We start from the raw sequence: 19,475 nt of genomic DNA, 5'->3' as shown, positions 1-19,475 counted from the left end.
GCAAAAAGTATGTAAATACTCCGCCCAAAGGCAATATGGAAATAGAAATAACTCAGAAATTCCAGGTATTCCCTACCTTCAAAATTCTTAGATAAATAAGAGAAAGCAATTCCTATTAATATAAAATGCAAAAAAGGGTCTATGATAAGTTTTTGATTCCCTTTTTTGATATAATAGTAAATCCCCGAGGCCATAAAACTGATGGCATGAATTGCAATTGTTTTTTAGCCATATATTTTCACCTTTGATTCCTTTTTGGGATAAATGGACTTTTCCATAATTGGACTTTGAAGAGTATATTGTAAAGTTATAATAGGAAAAGGCAATAATTAAAATTGCCAGCATGAAAAGTGTTTTTTGTATGATGCATAATACAAAAAGTATTAGTTTTTTAATGGATTTAAATTTTGAAAAGAGGCGTAACTCAAAGTTGCACCCTATGTCCTTCATTTATCCAATATTCTAAAACTCTTTGATATTTTAAGTTTTGCTTTTATGTGAATTATAACAGTTTGAGTAAAACTCCTGAAATCGCAGCTATAACAATAATATGAGGTTCCTGCAGTTTTTTCGAATAAATTAATACTAAAGCAGTACCTATGGCAATCAATGCTGTGGGAATGTCAATAATAGTCCGCAAGGCAATTACGATCACTGCTCCCACCAAAGCTCCAATTACGCCTGCAGTTATTCCATCCACAAATGCTTTGATACTTTTGTTTTGCGAAATCTTTTTGAAATAAGGAGCAGGAATAACGGTAAATAAATAGCAGGGAAGAAAAACTCCCAAAGCAGCAATGCTGGCTCCCGTAAAACCCGAAACTAAATAACCAATAAAACCCACTGTTATGACCACGGGCCCTGGAGTAATCATAGCAACAGCCACGGCATCGACAAATTGATTTTCGGTTAGCCAATGGTGTTCAATGACAACTCCCGAGTGCAAAAAGGGAACAATGGCCAGTCCGCTGCCAAAAACAAAAGCTCCTGCTTTGATAAAAAACCAGGCGAGTTCTCCTAATTTTCCAAGGTCAATAGTAGTGAAACCAACCGTAGTAAGTAAAAAGAAGGAAGCGGTTTTAGGACGTTTAATCCATTCTGGTGGTGCTTTTACAATCATATAAATGAAGCCTAAAGCAATAAACAGTAACAATTCTTCTTGTTGTGTTACAGCAGTAAGTATGGTAGCTGAGATGTAAAATAACCACAGCAGCCAATTGCTTTTTATGGCGGAAATCTCAAATTTACTGATAGATTTGACCGTTAGCTTGTATGAACTCAAAACAATAATTCCAATTACAGACGCACTTATGCCGTAAAAAATAGCCTGCATCCAAGGTAAACCTCCATAAGCCTGATAGGCGATACCCAATAGAACGACCATTATAAAAGAGGGAATGACAAAGGCTAATCCGGATAGGGTAGCACCCAAAACACCAAAATGAACAAATCCAATGTAAATTCCCAATTGTGCGGCCAACGGACCGGGAGCCAATTGCGAAAGCGCTAATCCTTCCTTGAAATCAGAGTCATTAATCCATTTCTTATTCTCAACCAAGTCGCGGTGCATATAACCAACTAATGCCACAGGACCGCCAAAGCCTATTGTGCCAAGTTTGAGGAAATATTTTATTAAATCAAGTAAAGTATAACTGGGCTGATTTTTTATAATTTCAGACATAGGTTTAGTGTTAAATAATATTAAAATGAAATTCCAAATTGAAAACCTAGGGTTACTGTTGCAGGTTTATCATTTCCAAACCTTACAGGAACAGGTAATGAGACATAATAATTGTAGTCTTTATGGATGCCGATAGCTTTGCTCAAGACAGGCGTAAAACCATATCGGCCTGAAGTTTCAAAAGCCGCCCTGCCTGCAAAAGTGAATTCGTGTTTTAATCGGACAAGTATTCCAGGATGAATTAATACATTACTGACTTTGCTGATTCCTTCATCGCTTTTTATCGTTGGAACTATTTCAAATGAAAAACCAATGCTTTTATTTTTCCATATATTTATGGCAATTGGCATCCCGACAATATAATAATCTTTAAAATTGGTTGTCGTCTCTTCTGATGAAAAGGTGACTATTGGATGAACAATACCTACAGCACCTTTTATTTTTGGAAAAACTTTGGTTTCGCTTTGGGCGTATAAAGCAGAAGAGAAATGTGTAAAAATCACGAAGAACATAATGGTAATTATGCTCAAGTCTGTTTTTTTATTTATGGAGTAATTTTTTTTCATGCTATTAAAAGTTAAATTTAATTTCTTTAGAAAAGAGTTTACCGTTTTTCATAAAACACAAATGAAAAACAGATTAAATCAACTTTGTTTTGGAATGAAAACTCCTTAATAAGTTTAATTGCTCTGTGGCTTCTGCTTTTCTTTCAGTCTTATTTTATGAAAAAAGGTAAACCTTATAATATCTCTGTCAAAATAATCAATACCGTTCGCACGCTGCTGGAAACTGTTTAAGTAACCCAATTCTAATGCAATATTTTTATTGATGCCGTATTGCAAAGCGGCGTAAATTCTGTTTTGGTCAAAAGTGTTATAAATAATTTTTTCACCTGCGTTAATCATCAATTCATCATAAACAATAGCTTTCAGGTATTGTTTATCCTTTTTCCAACAGGAATATTCCCCTTGTAGACGGTATCTGAATCTCCAATAGAAAGTTGTTCCCGGAAGCAACTCCTCTTTATTAGCGTTATGTATAAATCGTTCCTCTGCTTGAAACCGCTGATTTAGGGTGAAACTTCCAAATTCCTGTTTCCAAGAGATGTCCTGTTGTATCCTGTATTCAGGTGTCTTAAAATCATTAGTGTTTTCAGGAACTTGGGTGGCTACAGAGAAATAGGAAACTCCGACACCCAAGTCAATTTTTTCATTGATTTTATACCGTCCGTGCATTCGTATCAGAAATAAATTCTCCTCGAATGGACTTATAAAAACCCGATTGTCAAATTCAGTATGTATCGACCATTTGCTGTTTATGGTCAATTGGTTGTAATAGCGTGTCCAAAGTAAACTTTGATGATCTATATTTTTTTCTGTTTGAGCTTTGGAAATAAAGCATACTAGCAAAAGACCTAAAATTCTGATGATTTTCATAAAGCAATTTCAATTTTCGGCAAATGTACATAAACTCTATAACTCATATAGAATTTATTTTTACCGCTAAACCAAAAAGCCTTTTACATAATCTTGTGTCAGTTTTTCTTTTGGGTTCAAAAGCACTTCTTCGGTAGGGCCAAATTCTATAATTTCTCCCATATATACAAAGCCAATATAATCTGAGACTCTTCTGGCTTGACGCAAAATGTGCGTTACCAAAACAATTGTGTATTTATCTTTTAATTCAATAAATAATTCCTCAATTGCTTGGGTTGAGATTGGATCTAATGCAGATGTTGGTTCGTCTCCCAAGATAATTTCGGGTTCAATTGCCAGTCCTCTCGCTAAGCACAATCTTTGCTGCTGCCCAATCGACAGTCGGGTAGCGGGCGATTTTAATCGGTCTTTTACTTCATCCCAAAGATTAACGCCACGAAGGTATTTTTCGACTATTTCATCTAATTCGGCTTTTTTGTGATTTCCATGAATGCGTTGTCCATAAGCAATATTGTCATAGATATTCATCGGCAGAGGAAAAGGCCTTTGCGAAAGCAAACCCATTTTTTTTCGAATGTGGGTGACTTCCACTTTTGGGTCGTAAATGTTTTCGCCGTCCACCAAAACTTTACCGTCCACACGAACATCGTTTTGACGGTCGAGCAATCGGTTCATAGTTTTAAGCAGCGTTGTTTTTCCGCAGCCCGACGGACCAATTAATGAGGTCACTTTCTTGTCGGGAATGTCAAGATTGATGTTCTTTAAAATATGGTTTTCACCAATGTGAACATTTAAATTTTGGATACTTATGTGTGGCTGAATGATCATATTTTATTTTTTGAAAGATTTTTGCTGGCTATTTTTGCCACAATGTTGATTACTAAGACGATAATGGTAAGGATAACGGCTGCAGCATAAGCTCTGTTTTGAACCTCATGAATAGGGCTGCTAAGCTGGAAAAATATGGATAGAGGCAAAGTAGCTGCAGGCTGGTCGAACGAAGTCGGGATGCTGTCGGTAAAACCTGCCGTAAAAAGAACACAGGCAGCATCGCCAATAGCCCTTCCGAAAGACAGCAGTATAGCAGTCACAATTCCTGGAATGGATTGTCTCAATATGATTTTTGCAGATTCATATCGGGTGCCTCCCAATGCAAAAACAGCATTAGACATATCTTCGGGAACTACACGAACCACTTCGTCTATGGCTCGAACCAGTATTGGGATTATCATTAAGGTTACTGTAATGATTCCTGCCAGTAACGAAGTTTTTAATCCCATATAAACCATAATGGCAAATCCAAATGCGCCATACACAATGGACGGAATTCCAAACAGAATGTCATAACTTAATCTCGTAATGGTAGCCAATGCTGCATTTCTTTTGGCATACACGTTTATGTAAATCACAATTGGAAGACTGATTAGCAGTCCCAATAATGTAGAACCAATAGTGATGTAAATTGATCCGATTATCGCATTCAAAATACCACCGCCTTTTCCAATGTAGAAACCGCCTTCGGGAATTTTGGAAACCATATCCCAGCTCAAAGAACCAATTCCTTTTGAAAAAAGGGTATACACGATCATAAACAAGGTGCTGCTGATGATAACAGTACTGAGTATCATCAAAACTTTGAATATATTTTCTTCTATTTTTCTCATTTTGATTGTGTTTAAGTGTTTCTTTTTTCGATTCGGTATAAAATAATTCTCGAGAGCGCATTGAATAAAAAGATGATGACAAATAGGAGCAGAGCAGCAAACATCAATGCCGAATCGTACATAGGAATAGACATCATTTCCCCATAATTATTAGCAATAAGTGCAGGCAACGGATAAGCGGAGTCGAATAAGTTCTGAGGGACTTGTGCCAAATTACCGCAAACCATCAATACAGCAATGGTTTCTCCAAAAGCTCTGGAAATAGCAAGCACAACAGCAGCTACAATTCCGTCAAATGATTTTCTTAGAACCACTTTTTTTGTGGTTTGCCATTGCGTAGCTCCAAGCGATAAAGAGGCATTTCGTAAATCCTGCGGTACATTGTCAAAAACTTCAATTACAATGCTGATGATAAGCGGAAAAATCATGATGGCCAAAACGATTCCTCCTGCCAGTACAGAATAACCCGTTGTGAATTCAACGAAATGTGGCGCAATTTGGTCTTGTATCAAAGGAATGATTACCAATACTCCCCAAACTCCATAAAGCACGGGCGGAATTCCCGATAATAGTTCAATTAAAGGCAAAACCAGTTTTCGTACTCGAATATGCGCATATTCTGAAAGATAAATTGCGGTTAGCATAGATAATGGCAATGCAATTATAATGGCAATTGCGGTTACCCAAAGTGTGCCGACAATGAAAGGATAAAATCCGAAGGCTTCTTTGAAAGGTTTCCATTCGGAGGAGAATAATAAATTATAAAGTGAAGTGCTGTTTAAAATGGGTAATGATTTGTAGAACAATCCAAAACCAATCAATATCACTGTCGAAATTGACAGGATGGTCAACACGAGGAATGTTTTACTGATCAGACGGTCTTTGAGTAATCTTATGTTTTTCATAATTGTAATAAACCACCCCAGCAGAACTGTAACTCCTCATAGTTTTCAGTTGTTGTATAGGGTGGATGTTTTATTTGGAAGAATGTTATTTTACTTTCCCTAATTCTTTTGTCAATTTTTCTTTCGAAAGTTTAATATATCCAGCTTCCGTAACAAATTTTTGACCATCTGTAAGAATGTATTTTATGAAAGCTTTTACAGCAGCATTCTTTGGTTTTCCAGAAGTTACAAAATACAGATCACGGGCTGGTGGCGATGGATATTTACCAGATACAATAGCGGCAATCAGCTTATCAATATCACTGTAAAAGTTTTCATCGGCATCTAATTTTCCGTTATTGTTTAAATCAATTGGAACAGGAACTATGCCATTGGTTGGTTTGTTGGATTTTGTGTCGTATACGTAAACGATATTATTAAAACCTAATCCAGAAGGATCTCTTTGTACGGCTTGAGCCAGTCCTGGGTCGCCAAATACAGCAACTCCTTGTAAATCTTCTTGTTTTTTACCAAAATAGCTGGCCCAAGTTTCGGCAGCGCCAGCGGCATCGGATCTTGTGTAAACATGTATTGGAGCTGCGCTTTTGAACCCCAAAGTATTCCAGGTTTTGTATTTTCCGGTAATGAAGATGTTATTGAACGCTTCTTTTTTTACGCCTTTTTTATATAAAACAGATTTATAAGGACTTGTTGCGCTTATGGTTGGAATTACAGCATCTTTAGTAACGGCAATTGCATAAGCACCTTTTTTATTTTCTGCGGCATTCAGCTCTCTGGATACCAATCCAATATCGGTGACTTTGGACAAAACATCCGTAATTCCTTTTCCAGCACCTCCAGCTTGAATGTCTATTTTTACATTTGGATGTGTCTTTTTGAATTCTTCTGCCCATTTTACGGTAATAGGGTATAAGGCAAATGCTCCTGAGATGCTTATATTCCCTGATAAATCTTGAGCCGAAATTTTATTTGGAGCTAAGTTTGCTATGATTATTAGAAGTAAAGCAGCTAATAATCCTTTTTTGTTTTTTTTCATCTTTTCTGTTTTTATGTGAAAAACAAAAAATTAGTAGGATGAAAGATCCTGCTAATTTTTTTATTTTTAAAATTTTTATAGTGAGTAGCGAAATGTAATTCCGTAAGTTCTTTGATCCCCAATTACACCAGCATATTGTCCGGAATTTCCACCAGCAGGCAATAATTGCTCATAATAATCTTTGTTTAAAAGGTTACGTCCCCAGATATGAATTGATAATCCTTCAGCCGCGCGGAAACCTAAACGGCCATTGAAAATTGCATAGCCCGGCACCACTAAATACGTGGAAGCTGATGGGCTTGATGAGAACTCTGAACGGGCATAACCATCTAGAGCTACAAAGAATTTCCCTGCATTGGCAAAGAATTTTGCATCTCTTGTATATTCACCGCTTAAACTTCCTGCCCATTTAGAAACTCCAGGCAAATTAGAACCTGAAACATCTTTAAAAGATACTGCAGATCCAGTTTCTTCCAATGGAAGCGGTGCATTTGTAAATTTAACATACTTACCGTCACTGTAGGTTCCAGCAGCGTTGATGCTAAAATGTTTGTTAAGAATAAAGCTGGCATCCAGTTCCACACCTTGTACACGCACTTCATCAGCATTAGCTAGATAACCTCTGTTCACACCTAATTCTGCTGCTTGAACATTGGTTTGGAAATCTTTAATATCTGTATTAAAATATGTTAAGTTAAATATTGAATTTGCAACTGGTGAGGTTTTAACTCCAACTTCATAATGATTCACATCTTCAGGCTTAATTACTGCTAGTTCCAGAATAGGCTGGCCTGATGAATTAGATGGAAGTCCAGCTACATTTACGCCTACCGGTTTGTAACTTTTTGCATAAGTGGCATAAGCATTGATTTTGTCAGTTGCTTTATAAGCGACTGTTAAATTTCCTGAAAAGTCTGTACCATCCTTTTCTGCATTAAAAGCTTGGTCTGTATACACTTTCTTTTTTAAGGCAATTAATGCAGGGTCAGAAGTTTGAAGACCTCCATAAGTTTTACGGTCGTAATCTGCTTCTTTGTTGTCATAGTTGTATCTTAACCCTGGTAATATGTGTAAACGCTCTGTTACAGCCCAGTCTAACTGACCGAAAACGGCAGCACTAGTGGAGTGTATTTTAGCATTGGTATGTATTCCGTATCCTTCAAAAAGACCTGGTGTTTTCCATAATGAGCTTTGTGAATCTTGAGAAAATCTCCATTGAGCATTTCCCGATTCTTCAGTACCTTTTGTTTTTGATGTTTGGTCGATAAAAAATACACCGGCAACACCGCTTATTTTAGATGTAATCTGACCAGCATAACGAACTTCTTGAGTTATTTGTGTTTGTCTGGAAGGATTTTGCGATTTAGCAAGCACCTGTAATCCTGTAAAATCTCTGTCATTTGACGGATCCCATGTCCAGAATCTCCATGCAGTTGTTGAGGTTAATGTTCCTTTTCCAATTTTTGTGTCAACATTAAGGGATACGCCACCTAAATCTTGTCCTGAACGCCAAGGTGTGTCATGATCGATTTTACGGTCAAAAGCATTTAGGCTAGGAAGCTGATAATTTAAATCGGCAATAATTGCATTAAATTGGCGGTAATCAGCTCTTTTAGTTGGAGCAACACCAGCAACTACTTGAGCATATCCGTCATTATGCTGCGTTGTAATATCTCCTGCTAATGTAATGTTTGTATTTTCTGTTGGAGTAAATAGCAATTGACCTCTAATACCTTGATTATTCAGTGTGTTTGTTGGTTTTCCTGTCGCAACATTGTCAATTATACCATCGCGCTGTGTACCTGAAAAAGATAATCTTCCTGCTAATTTTTTACTCAAACCTCCTGTTATTGAGGCCTTGGCTTGTAGATAAGCATAATTTCCATAGCTTATTTCAAAATCAGCACCAGAAGTGAAGCTTGGTTTGCGTGAAGTTATGTTAAAAGCTCCAGCTGTTGTATTTTTTCCAAATAGTGATCCTTGTGGCCCTCGCAATACTTCAATTCGCTCTACATCAATAAAATCTAGAGTAGTTGCAGCCGGACGCGCATAATACACTCCGTCAACATAGAAACCAACACCTGGATCGATACCGTCATTGGTAAGTCCGAAAGGTGAACCAAGACTGCGGATGTTAATTCCTGTATTTCTTGGGTTTGAAGAATATAACTGAACAGATGGTACAAGTTCTTTGATACGGTTAACGTTAAAAGCTCCTGCTTGTTCGGCTTGTTTACCAGTAACAACAGAAACTGCTATGGGAACATCCTGTACTTTTTCTATACGGCGTCTGGAGGAAACAACTACTTCAACTAAGACGTTTTCATTCTCAGGAGTTAAACTTATTTCTAAGGGAGCATCTGTTAGCTGGTTGATTTTAATTTCAGTTGTAGTATAGCCTACGTATTGTATTAATAGTGTAAAAGGAAGTTTCTCGTGAGTATCAATGCCAAACTTTCCATTAGCATCTGAAATAGTATTGTACTTAGTGCCTTTTATGATGATATTAGTGCCTGGTAATGGATTTTTTTGATTGTCAGTAATGATTCCTGTTATTTGGCTTTGAGCCCATGAAGCTGAAAAAACAAAAAATAGCAGTAAACTTGAAATTGATTTTATAAATATAGTTCTCATTATTATGTATGTTATATGTAATTAATAGAATTTAAATTAAATTTTTTTTATAATCTAGCACATGCACATACAACATATTTTGATACTGTTTTTTTCTAAAGTTTGAAAATTTAGTGTTTTGCCGCTTTTCCTGACAGCTTTGCTTTTGGTTTGATTCGTTCGCATTTTATTAAATTTTGATTTAGTCATATGTTAAACTTGACGCAAAAATATATAAATTCTATCAATTTAGTATAATTTTAAAAATATTTTTTTATTTTTTTACTAATGAAGCTATTGTAATGCCTTGCATAGCTTTCAAAGTTTCGTCTCTAATTGTCATTAATCCGTGTCGCAGGTGGCATTCAGCTTCATCTCCACAATCTGAACAGCGCTCATAAAAATTTAAGGATGCACAAGGTAATAATGCGATTGCACCATCAAAAAGACGGTGAATATCGGCTAAAGTAATTGTTTCTTTATCTTTCAAAAGATAATATCCTCCATATTTACCTTGTTTGCTCCCTACGAAATGGCCTCTTTTTAAATCCAAAAGAATTTGTTCCAAAAACTTTTTAGGAATATTGGCTCCTTCTGCAATTTCAATAGTTCTTGAAATATGGTTCTCATCTTGTTGCGCTAAATATAAAAGCGCTTTAAGGGCATATTTGGTTTTGTGTGAAAGCATTATGGATGGATTAACGGTTAAAATGAATACGAAAATGAGCTGAACTCTTTTCTTGTAAATTTTTTAAGAATCAAATATAACTATTTTTTTAAATTTTAAAAACTTATTCAAAATAGTTAGAGAGCTTAGTATCTGATTTAAGGTTTATATGTTAAAGTTTTTGTAAGTAATTTTATGGTTAATTAATAAATCAAGTAATTAGCGGCCATTATAATACTACTAATTAAAGCCTCTTTATGCTAAAAATTTACTATGTTCTCTTACTGATTTTTATCAGTTCTTATGTATCTGCCCAAAATTTAGTTTCCTTAAAAGGAAAAGTTATTGATGAAACTGCAAAAGCTCCCATCGAATCAGCAACCGTGTATCTTTCCGATGTAAAAGATTCAACCGTTATAGATTATACCATTACTGATAAATTTGGAAAGTTTGATTTTAAAATTAAAAAAATCAATAAACCGGTATTTTTAAAAGTGTCGTTTATTGCTTATCAGGATTATAAAAATGAATTGAAAAATATTGAAACGGGTAAAGATTTTGGAACAATTATTTTAAAAAGAGAAATAAAATCCCTTGATGAAGTGATTGTAAAAAGTCAGGCTCCGCCAATTAGAATTAAAAAAGATACTTTGGAATTCAATGTGTCTTCTTTTAAGGTTCGGCCGGATGCCAATGTTCAGACTTTACTCAAACAACTGCCCGGTGTTGACATCGATTCTGATGGAAAAATTACGGTTAACGGAAAAGAAGTAAATCAGATTCTTGTGAACGGAAAACCTTTTTTTGATAAAGATGGAAAAATTGCTTTGCAAAATCTGCCTTCAGATATCATCAAGAAAGTTCAGGTTACGGATACCAAGACCAAAACGGAAGAAAAAACGGGCGCAGTATCCAGTTCGAATAACGCTAGCATCAATTTGACGATTGATGAGGATAAAAACAAAGGATTGTTTGGTAAATTTATGGGGGGTACTGGCTCAGATTCCCGTTATGAAAGCAGTGCGCTTATTAATTATTTCAAAAATAAAAGGAAGATTAGTGTTCTGGCTTCGTCCAACAATATCAATTCCATAGGATTTTCTATGGATGAAGTTTTTGATAATATGGGAGGAGGTAGGAATAGGAGCATATGGATGAATGACAATGGCACATTTGGTATAAATGGGAGACAGTACGGAAGCGGGAATGGAATTACCCGTTCCGATTTGGTGGGAATAAATTACTCCGATCAGTGGATGAAAAACTTAGATGCTTCTTTAAGTTATTTTTATTCGGGTGCCAATACTAAAAATGATAATACAACAAATCAAATCAATTTTCTGCCATCTGGAAACTTTCTTACACGATCCACTTCAAACTCAGATGAAGACCGCTATACTCACAATATAACATCAGTTTTCGAATTAAAAATCGATTCGACTTCATCTGTTACAATTGAACCAAATTTTACTAAAGCTAATTCTAAAAAGGGAGTCGTTTCAGAACAATTTTCATTTGATGGACAAGATGCCCTGCTGAACTCCAGTACTTCTGATAACTTTTATGAAAATGATTTAAACGGCTTTAATAATACCTTATCGTTCACTAAATCATTTAAAAAGAAAGGGAAATACTTAAGTGCAGTTTTTAAAAATGAAAATACGGTCAATGTGAATGATGATTATATCAAATCTAAAACAGTATTTAATCAAGATATAAAGCCCGATGATATTCGAAATCAATTTAATGAAACAAAAAATATACGTGACAGTTATACCGCAGAAGTTGAGTTCACACAGCCAATCACTGATTCTTTAAAAGTAAAAGTAGGTGTGGATTATAAATTTGATCAAAAGAATGATAATAGAGATTCCTTTAATTATGATGAGAGTAATCAATCGTATTCCATAGTCAATGATGAATTGACAAATGTCTTTAAATCCACAGAAAAAACATTTACGCCAAACACGGGTATTGTTATAAACAAGAAAAAAATAAATTTTAATTTAAACTTAGGTACAACCGTAATTGACTTTGATAATAAAGGCGATTATATGAATACAGTTAGTGTTTTAAATAAAAAGTATGCCCTGCCGTATGCCAGTGCTTATGGTTCTTATGCATTTTCAAAATCCAAAAATTTATGGGTAAATTATAATTATTCATACAGTCTGCCTAGTGCAAGACAAGTTTTGGCAATAGAGGATCTGGCCGATCCGTTAAATACTTATATAGGAAACCCTAATCTTGATCTGAATAAAAATCATGGTCTTTATTTATCGTACAGGGATTTTGACTATGCTACACGCTCAGGCTATGGATTCTATTCCGGAGGGAATTTTTATGATAATCAGGTTGTGGCTTCCGTTAGTTATGACGATAACCGAAAAAGAACCACAACTTATGGTAATGTCACTGGAACTTACAATTCCTGGTTAGGTTTTTATTGGAACAAAACAATAAAAAAAGATACACATACATTTAAATATGAAGTGCGCTTGAACAATAATTACAATTTTTCAAAAGGATTTACAGATAGTGAATTGTATACTGCAAAATCCTATGTGGTGTCACCGAGATTAAATTTTACGTATGATTATGGAGAGATTTTAACAGTAAACCCATCCTATAATTACTCTTATAATAAAACAAGCTACACAAATTATAATGTCGATCAGGCAGATTACTTTACTCATAAACTCAACCTTCAAGTAACAAATTATTGGCCAAAAAACTGGACATTCGGAAATGATTTTGGCTATACTTATAATTCTAATATATCGCCAGGATTCAAAAAAGACTTTTTCTTATGGAATACCAGTTTGTCATATAGTTTTTTCGACAAGAAATTTATGGCTAAAGCAAAAGTATATGACCTTCTGAATCAAAACCTGAGCGCTACAAGAACGATAACTCCAACAATGATAAGAGATGAGGAAAACACGGTGTTAAAACGCTATATCATGTTCTCATTGACTTATAAGATTGAAAAGTTTGCAGGCAAAGAGAAAAAATCAAATGGAATGATGCGGTTCTAAAAAGCAAAAAAGGCTGTCTAATTTTAGACAGCCTTTTTTGCTTTTTAGAAATTTATTCAGTTTTTTTACCAGCTTCCGCTAGAACCTCCGCCGGAGAATCCGCCTCCGCCAAAACCGCCGCCGAAGCCACCGCCTCCGCTTCCAAAGCCACCTCCAGATGAGCCACCGAAACCGCCACCGCCACCGATGCCTCTTCCAAGACTGCTTAGTAGGATAACATCCATTAGACTGGGACCGCCACCGCCACGGTTTCCTGAATTACCGCTTCCGCCACCTTTGTTTTTGGACAGTAATATCAAAACGATGATAACAATAACAATGATCGGGAAAACAGGGAAATCTTTTCCTTTGGTTTGTTTTCGTTCTCCCTTGTATTTGCCTTTAAAAACATCAAAAAGAGCATCAGTACCTTTGTCTAAACCTTGGTAATAACTGCCTGCTTTAAACTCTGGGATAATAATGTTTCTTATTATTTCACCGCCAATTCCAGCGGTTAATCGGTCTTCAAGACCGTAACCAGGATTGATGGCAATTTTTCTTTCGTTTTTGGCTAAAAGGATAATGACGCCATTATCATCTTTTTCAGTCCCGCCAATTCCCCATTTTTGCCCCCAATTAGTTGCTAATTGGTTAATATTTTCATTTTTCAGGCTCTCTATAGTAATAACTACAATTTGAGTGGTGGTAGAATCGGAATATTTGATGAGTTTTTCTTCGAGCTGTGTTTTTTCCTGCGCGCTTAAAACATTCGCATAATCATAAACAGAAGTTTGAAAACTGGGTTTCTCCGGAATCGTGAATTGTGAGAAGATACAATTGCTTGAAAAAAGCACGATTAGTAAGATGGCGAATTGAAAAATTCCTTTGGAATTTGAGTTTCTCTTTGTTGGAATTTCCATTTGTTATCCTTTTGATATTTCGTTTGATAATTCGTTCGTGTCGCCTTCCTGCCAAGGGAAATGCTCTTTGAGTTTTTCTCCAGCTTTCAAAATACCATCGATTAGCCCTTGTTTAAAATTTCCTTGTTTGAAATGAGCAATCATGACATCACGGGTACTGTCCCAAAAAGTATTGGTAACAATATCATTGATGCCTTTGTCTCCGCAAATCACAAAGGTTTTGTCCTCGACAGCCAAATAAATTAAAACACCATTCTGCAATTCGGTTTCATCCATTCTTAATTCGTGAAAAACTTCCATGGCGCGATCATAGGCATCCAGCGAAGTTGTTTTTTCTATATGAACTCTAATTTCGCCTGAGGTGTTTTTTTCGGCTATGCGGATAGCTTCAACAATTTCCTGTTCGTCTTCTTTGCTTAAAAAATCTTCTACTTTTGACATTTGGATTGATGATTTTTGAATGAAGATTAACGATTTCTGATTGCAGAATAAAACATTCTAAAAACAGAAATCGTTAATCAAAAATTTTAAATCTTTATTAGAATTTTACTTCGACAGGTTTTTCTGCACCAGTTACGGCTTGGAAATATGCTTTTTCTTTGAAGCCAAACATTCCTGCAAACAAAGAGTTCGGGAACGTTTTGATATGTGTATTATATGGCATAACAGCTTCGTTAAAACGAGTTCTTGCCGTCAAGATTTGATTTTCAGTACTGGCCAATTCGTCTTGTAATTTCAAGAAATTTTGATTGGCTTTCAAATCAGGGTATTTTTCTACAGAGACCAATAATCTAGACAAAGAACTGCTTACGCCACTTTGAGCCGAATTGAATGCTTCTAATTGTTCCGGTGAAATGTTTTTTGGGTCAATTGTTACAGCAGTGGCTTTGGCACGCGCTTCAATAACAGCTGTTAAAGTGCTTTTTTCGAAATCGGCTGCACCTTTAACGGTGTTTACTAGGTTTCCAATAAGGTCATTTCTTCTTTGATATGCAGTTTGAACATCTCCCCATGATTGCTCAACAGTTTGACTTAAAGTAACTGCGGTGTTGTTAATTCCTTTAACCCAGCTGTAAATCCCAATAATTACTACAGCTACTATAATCCAAGGCAAAAATCTTCTCATGTCTGTTTAATTTAAGTGTTTAATGTTTAAAAGTTTAATTGTTTCTTTTTAATTGATTATTTTAATTGATATTTGAAATTGTCATTGCAATTCATTTTTAATGCTAATTAACTGCATTTTTATTGTTTCTAATTTACTGATAATTTCAAATTTATCCATTGTTTTTTTTTGACCTTCTTTCAAATGAATTTTGGCACCTTCCAATGTGAATCCTCTTTCTTTGACCAAATGATAAATAAGCTGTAAGTTTTTGATGTCTTCGGGAGTGAACATTCGGTTTCCTTTTGCATTTTTCTTTGGTTTCAGAATGTCAAATTCACTGTCCCAAAAACGGATCAGGGAAGCGTTTACGTCAAAAGCTTTGGCAACTTCGCCAATGCTGTAATATCTTTTGTCTTTTGGAAGTTCAATATGCATATTTTTATTTTTTTCTGAACACTGTATTTTAAGTCTTTGTGACTGATCACGATATTTCTGATTACTTTTTTAAATTAATCCAAAGACTGATTCTCTTGGTTAGCTATTTTCGAGATAGCTACATATTCTACCGCCGAAATATTGCCGTAATAAAAATTTAGAGGATTGACCACTCTTCCGTTTTTATGTACTTCGTAATGCAAGTGTGGTGCTTCGGAACGTCCTGTGCTGCCTACATATCCTATAATGTCTCCTCGTTTTACCGATTTCCCAGGACGGCAATTGTATTTGCTTAAATGTCCATAAAGTGTTTCGTAACCGTAACCGTGCCTTATCACGATGTGATTCCCAAAACCGGAAGCAGTATTGTCTGCTCTTGCAACGACTCCATCACCAGTGGCGTAGATTGGTGTTCCCGATTTGGCCGTAAAATCCATTCCTTCGTGCATCTTTCGCGCTTTTGTAAATGGGTCGGTTCGATAGCCAAAACCGGAAGCCATCCGTTTTAAATTTTCATTTTTTACAGGTTGTATCGCTGGAATTGCAGAAAGCAGTTTGCCCTTTGCTTTGGCCAATTTTACAATTTCATCCAATGATTTGGATTGGATTGCGAGTTCTTTACTCAATGCGTCTACTCTTTCGGTAGTGCTGGTTACCAATTTTGAATTGTCATAGCCCTGCAGGGCAGCATAACGGTTTATTTTGGAATACCCAGCTTTTCGTTTTTCTTCCGGAATGGCGGCCGTATTGAAATAAACGCGGTATAAATTGTTGTCTCTATCCTCAAGATCTTCAATTACATCATCAACCTGATCCATTTTTTTGTTTAAAATGGCATAATTCAATTTTAAATTTTCAATTTCCCTTGCCTGCAAGCGGTCTTTTGGCGTGTCAAAATAGGGAGTGTTCAATAATATTATAAAGGTCAGAAATCCAAACAGAGCCGAGGATAATAAAAACAGCATTGCGTAGCCAAATTTTCGCCGCTTTTTGATTTTTATTTTGCGGTAGGCCAGATTTACGGAATCGTAATAATATTTTACTTTCGCCATATTTTAAAATACCCTATTTTTGCAAATTAGTTATAAGGTAAGTCGAACAAATTTAATAAATGTTTCAGATGTTCGGCTCTTTTTTTAATAATAAAAAAAGATTGCCTGTCTTCAAGGATGTTAGCGTTTTTTGAGACACTAAGTTTCTAAGATGCTAAGACACTAAGTTTTTTTTAAAGGCTTGGAATCTTAGAAGTTCAAAATCTTAGCAACTAAATTAATAATCAACGAATTACTGAATATATATAGCAAAAATGAAATCACAAGACGTACGTAAACAATTTTTAGATTTTTTTGAAAGTAAAGGGCATTTAATTGTTCCATCTGCACCGATTGTTCTTAAGGATGATCCAACCTTGATGTTTAACAACTCGGGAATGGCGCAGTTTAAAGAATATTTTTTAGGCCTTGGAACTCCAAAAAACAACAGAATTGCTGATACGCAAAAATGTCTTCGTGTTTCCGGAAAGCATAACGATTTAGAAGAAGTAGGGATTGATACCTACCACCACACGATGTTTGAGATGTTGGGGAACTGGTCTTTTGGCGATTATTTCAAGAAAGAGGCGATTCACTGGGCTTGGGAATTATTGACAGAGGTGTATAAAATTCCCAAAGACATTCTGTATGTTTCGGTTTTTGAAGGAAATCCGGATGAGAATGTTCCTTTCGACCAAGAGGCATGGGATATTTGGAAAACATTGATTGACGAAGACCGAATTATTCTTGGTAACAAAAAAGATAATTTCTGGGAAATGGGTGACCAAGGACCTTGTGGACCTTGTTCTGAAATTCACGTTGATATTCGTTCTGCTGAAGAGAAAGCTTTGGTTTCTGGTAAGGATTTGGTGAATGCAGATCACCCGCATGTGGTAGAGATTTGGAACAACGTATTTATGGAATTCAATCGTAAAGCCGATGGTTCTCTGGAGAAATTACCTGCCCAGCACGTGGATACCGGAATGGGATTTGAGCGTCTTTGTATGGTTTTGCAGGGAGTTCAGTCGAATTATGACACAGATGTTTTTACACCGCTAATCAGAGAAATCGAAACGATTACTGGAACTAAATATACCATTAAGGCTAAAGATGAAGCAGAAGAGAAAATAAATATTGCGATTCGTGTAATTGCGGATCACGTACGTGCGGTTGCTTTTGCCATTGCCGACGGTCAGTTGCCATCGAACACGGGAGCTGGTTATGTAATCCGAAGGATTTTGCGTCGTGCGATTCGTTATGGTTTTACTTTCCTAGATACCAAAGAACCTTTTATTTATAAATTGGTAGAAGTCTTGAGTACGCAAATGAGTGGTTCTTTTCCGGAAATTCGTTCACAAAAAGCGTTGTGCTCGAATGTGATTCGTGAGGAAGAAAGTTCTTTTTTGAGAACATTGGATCAAGGATTGGTATTGCTGGATGCTGTAATCAATACAAATTTAGGAACTGTAATTGATGGTAAAAAAGCATTTGAATTGTATGATACATATGGTTTTCCAATCGATTTAACAGCTTTGATCCTTTCTGAAAAAGGATTGGAATTGGACGAGAAAGGATTTCAGGAACAATTGCAATTGCAAAAGGAACGTTCCCGTGCCGCTTCTAAAGTGACTGCTGGAGACTGGAATGTTTTAGTTGAAGACGATGTTCAGGAATTTGTTGGGTACGATCGATTGAAACACAATGTTAAAATCACGAAATACCGCAGAGTGGACAGTGTGAAGGACGGTGAAATTTATCAGCTGGTTTTTAATTCGACACCTTTTTATGGTGAAAGCGGAGGACAAACAGGTGATAAAGGATATCTGGAAGCTCAAAACGGCGACATTATCTATATTATTGACACCAAAAAAGAAAATAACCAAACGATACACTTGGCTAAATCATTGCCAGATAATTTAACCGATAGTTTTACGGCTGTTGTAGATGGAATTCAAAGAGCAAAAACTTCTTCAAACCATACGGCAACACACTTACTGCACCAAGGTTTGCGAAAAATATTGGGAACTCATATTGAGCAAAAAGGGTCAATGGTACGTTCTGCTTCTTTGCGTTTTGACTTTTCTCATTTTTCTAAAGTAACGGATGATGAACTTAAAGAAGTGGAAGATTTTGTGAATGCTAGAATTCGCGAGAGTTTACCATTGATAGAAAAAAGAGCGATTCCAAAAGATCAAGCATTGCAGGAAGGTGCGATGGCATTGTTTGGCGAAAAATATGGAGATTTGGTTCGAATGATCAAATTTGGTGATTCAGTAGAATTATGCGGAGGGACACACGTTCCTAATACGAGTGATATTTGGCATTTTAAAATAACTTCAGAGGGTGCTGTTGCCGCAGGAATCAGACGTATTGAAGCAATTACCAGTGATGCTGCTAAAGACTTTTTTGAATCACAATTGCTTTCATTTTATGAAATCAAAGAAGTGTTGAAAAATGCTGTTGATCCTGTAAAAGCAATTCAAACGCTTCAGGATGAAAATACGTCTTTGAAAAAACAATTGGAAGTTTTATTGAAAGATAAAGCCAAAAATATGAAAGGAGAACTAGCTCAAGAATTAAAAGATATCAATGGTATTCAGTTCCTTGCCAAACAAGTTGATTTGAGTCTGGAAGGAGCCAAAGATCTGGCTTATGAATTGGGTACATTAGGAACTAATTTATTCTTGGTTTTGGCTACCGCCGATGCAGGAAAACCAATGTTGTCTTGTTATATTTCTAAAGAATTGGTTGCCGATAAAAAACTAAACGCGGGTCAAGTGGTTCGTGAATTAGGGAAATACATCCAAGGCGGAGGAGGAGGACAGCCTTTCTTCGCTACCGCTGGAGGGAAAAATGCAGATGGAATTGCGGAGGCCTTGGCTAAAGCGGTTGAGTTTGTAAAATAGTTTTCTTAAAATTTAAAATGGCATTCAAGTTTTATGATTAATTTTTTCAGTGAATT

The 19,475-nt window shown here is 36.0% G+C and carries 16 protein-coding genes; 2 read left to right on the top strand and 14 right to left on the bottom strand.

The features are described from left to right. Positions 1–502: 502 nt before the first annotated feature. From AC1DVP_RS13705 to AC1DVP_RS13665, 9 genes are all read right to left on the bottom strand, one after another. Complete coding sequence (locus AC1DVP_RS13705) at positions 503–1,681, bottom strand: chromate transporter (RefSeq protein ID WP_477184043.1); 1,179 nt, start codon at positions 1,679–1,681, stop codon at positions 503–505. A 20-nt stretch (positions 1,682–1,701) separates the two neighbouring features. Then, positions 1,702–2,247, bottom strand: a complete 546-nt coding sequence (locus tag AC1DVP_RS13700; RefSeq protein ID WP_477184042.1) for a hypothetical protein — start codon at positions 2,245–2,247, stop codon at positions 1,702–1,704. Positions 2,248–2,361: 114 nt separating this feature from the next. Then, entirely contained in the window at positions 2,362–3,117 is a 756-nt protein-coding gene (locus tag AC1DVP_RS13695; protein WP_477184041.1) for a DUF2490 domain-containing protein, read from the bottom strand. 66 nt (positions 3,118–3,183) lie between these two features. Next, a complete protein-coding gene (pstB, locus tag AC1DVP_RS13690) occupies positions 3,184–3,945 on the bottom strand; it encodes a phosphate ABC transporter ATP-binding protein PstB (RefSeq protein WP_477184040.1) in 762 nt (253 codons plus the stop codon). Then, positions 3,942–4,781, bottom strand: a complete 840-nt coding sequence (gene pstA / locus AC1DVP_RS13685; RefSeq protein WP_477184039.1) for a phosphate ABC transporter permease PstA — start codon at positions 4,779–4,781, stop codon at positions 3,942–3,944. The genes pstB and pstA overlap by 4 nt, the downstream gene beginning before the upstream one ends. Positions 4,782–4,792: 11 nt before the next feature. After that, positions 4,793–5,686: a phosphate ABC transporter permease subunit PstC gene (gene pstC / locus AC1DVP_RS13680; RefSeq protein WP_477184038.1), complete on the bottom strand. Its 894-nt coding sequence runs from the start codon at positions 5,684–5,686 to the stop codon at positions 4,793–4,795. An 85-nt stretch (positions 5,687–5,771) separates the two neighbouring features. Next, on the bottom strand, positions 5,772–6,722 hold the full coding sequence (locus tag AC1DVP_RS13675; RefSeq protein ID WP_477184037.1) for a PstS family phosphate ABC transporter substrate-binding protein: 951 nt from the start codon (positions 6,720–6,722) through the stop codon (positions 5,772–5,774). Positions 6,723–6,797: 75 nt separating this feature from the next. Beyond that, positions 6,798–9,356 (bottom strand): TonB-dependent receptor, encoded by a 2,559-nt coding sequence (locus AC1DVP_RS13670; protein WP_477184036.1) that lies wholly within the window; start codon positions 9,354–9,356, stop codon positions 6,798–6,800. Between the two features lie 253 nt (positions 9,357–9,609). After that, complete coding sequence (locus tag AC1DVP_RS13665) at positions 9,610–10,023, bottom strand: RrF2 family transcriptional regulator (protein ID WP_477184035.1); 414 nt, start codon at positions 10,021–10,023, stop codon at positions 9,610–9,612. A 236-nt stretch (positions 10,024–10,259) separates the two neighbouring features. Here AC1DVP_RS13665 and AC1DVP_RS13660 point away from each other — a divergent pair, with 236 nt between their 5' ends. After that, positions 10,260–13,040, top strand: a complete 2,781-nt coding sequence (locus AC1DVP_RS13660) for an outer membrane beta-barrel protein (protein WP_477184034.1) — start codon at positions 10,260–10,262, stop codon at positions 13,038–13,040. A 65-nt stretch (positions 13,041–13,105) separates the two neighbouring features. Here AC1DVP_RS13660 and AC1DVP_RS13655 read toward each other — a convergent pair whose 3' ends face one another. The 5 genes from AC1DVP_RS13655 to AC1DVP_RS13635 form a co-directional block, all read right to left on the bottom strand. Continuing rightward, a complete protein-coding gene (locus AC1DVP_RS13655) occupies positions 13,106–13,939 on the bottom strand; it encodes a TPM domain-containing protein (RefSeq protein ID WP_477184033.1) in 834 nt (277 codons plus the stop codon). Between the two features lie 3 nt (positions 13,940–13,942). Further along, positions 13,943–14,380: a TPM domain-containing protein gene (locus AC1DVP_RS13650; RefSeq protein WP_477184032.1), complete on the bottom strand. Its 438-nt coding sequence runs from the start codon at positions 14,378–14,380 to the stop codon at positions 13,943–13,945. A 97-nt stretch (positions 14,381–14,477) separates the two neighbouring features. Continuing rightward, entirely contained in the window at positions 14,478–15,065 is a 588-nt protein-coding gene (locus AC1DVP_RS13645; RefSeq protein WP_477184031.1) for a LemA family protein, read from the bottom strand. Positions 15,066–15,146: 81 nt separating this feature from the next. After that, positions 15,147–15,482, bottom strand: coding sequence for a MerR family transcriptional regulator (locus AC1DVP_RS13640; protein ID WP_477184030.1), 336 nt, complete (start codon positions 15,480–15,482; stop codon positions 15,147–15,149). Positions 15,483–15,556: 74 nt separating this feature from the next. Continuing rightward, positions 15,557–16,534: a M23 family metallopeptidase gene (locus AC1DVP_RS13635; protein WP_477184029.1), complete on the bottom strand. Its 978-nt coding sequence runs from the start codon at positions 16,532–16,534 to the stop codon at positions 15,557–15,559. Positions 16,535–16,788: 254 nt separating this feature from the next. Here AC1DVP_RS13635 and alaS point away from each other — a divergent pair, with 254 nt between their 5' ends. After that, positions 16,789–19,419, top strand: a complete 2,631-nt coding sequence (gene alaS / locus AC1DVP_RS13630; protein WP_477184028.1) for an alanine--tRNA ligase — start codon at positions 16,789–16,791, stop codon at positions 19,417–19,419. Positions 19,420–19,475 lie beyond the last annotated feature (56 nt).

Source organism: Flavobacterium sp. P3_A6, from assembly GCF_056403035.1.
This window is presented reverse-complemented; position numbering and strand designations above follow the sequence as displayed.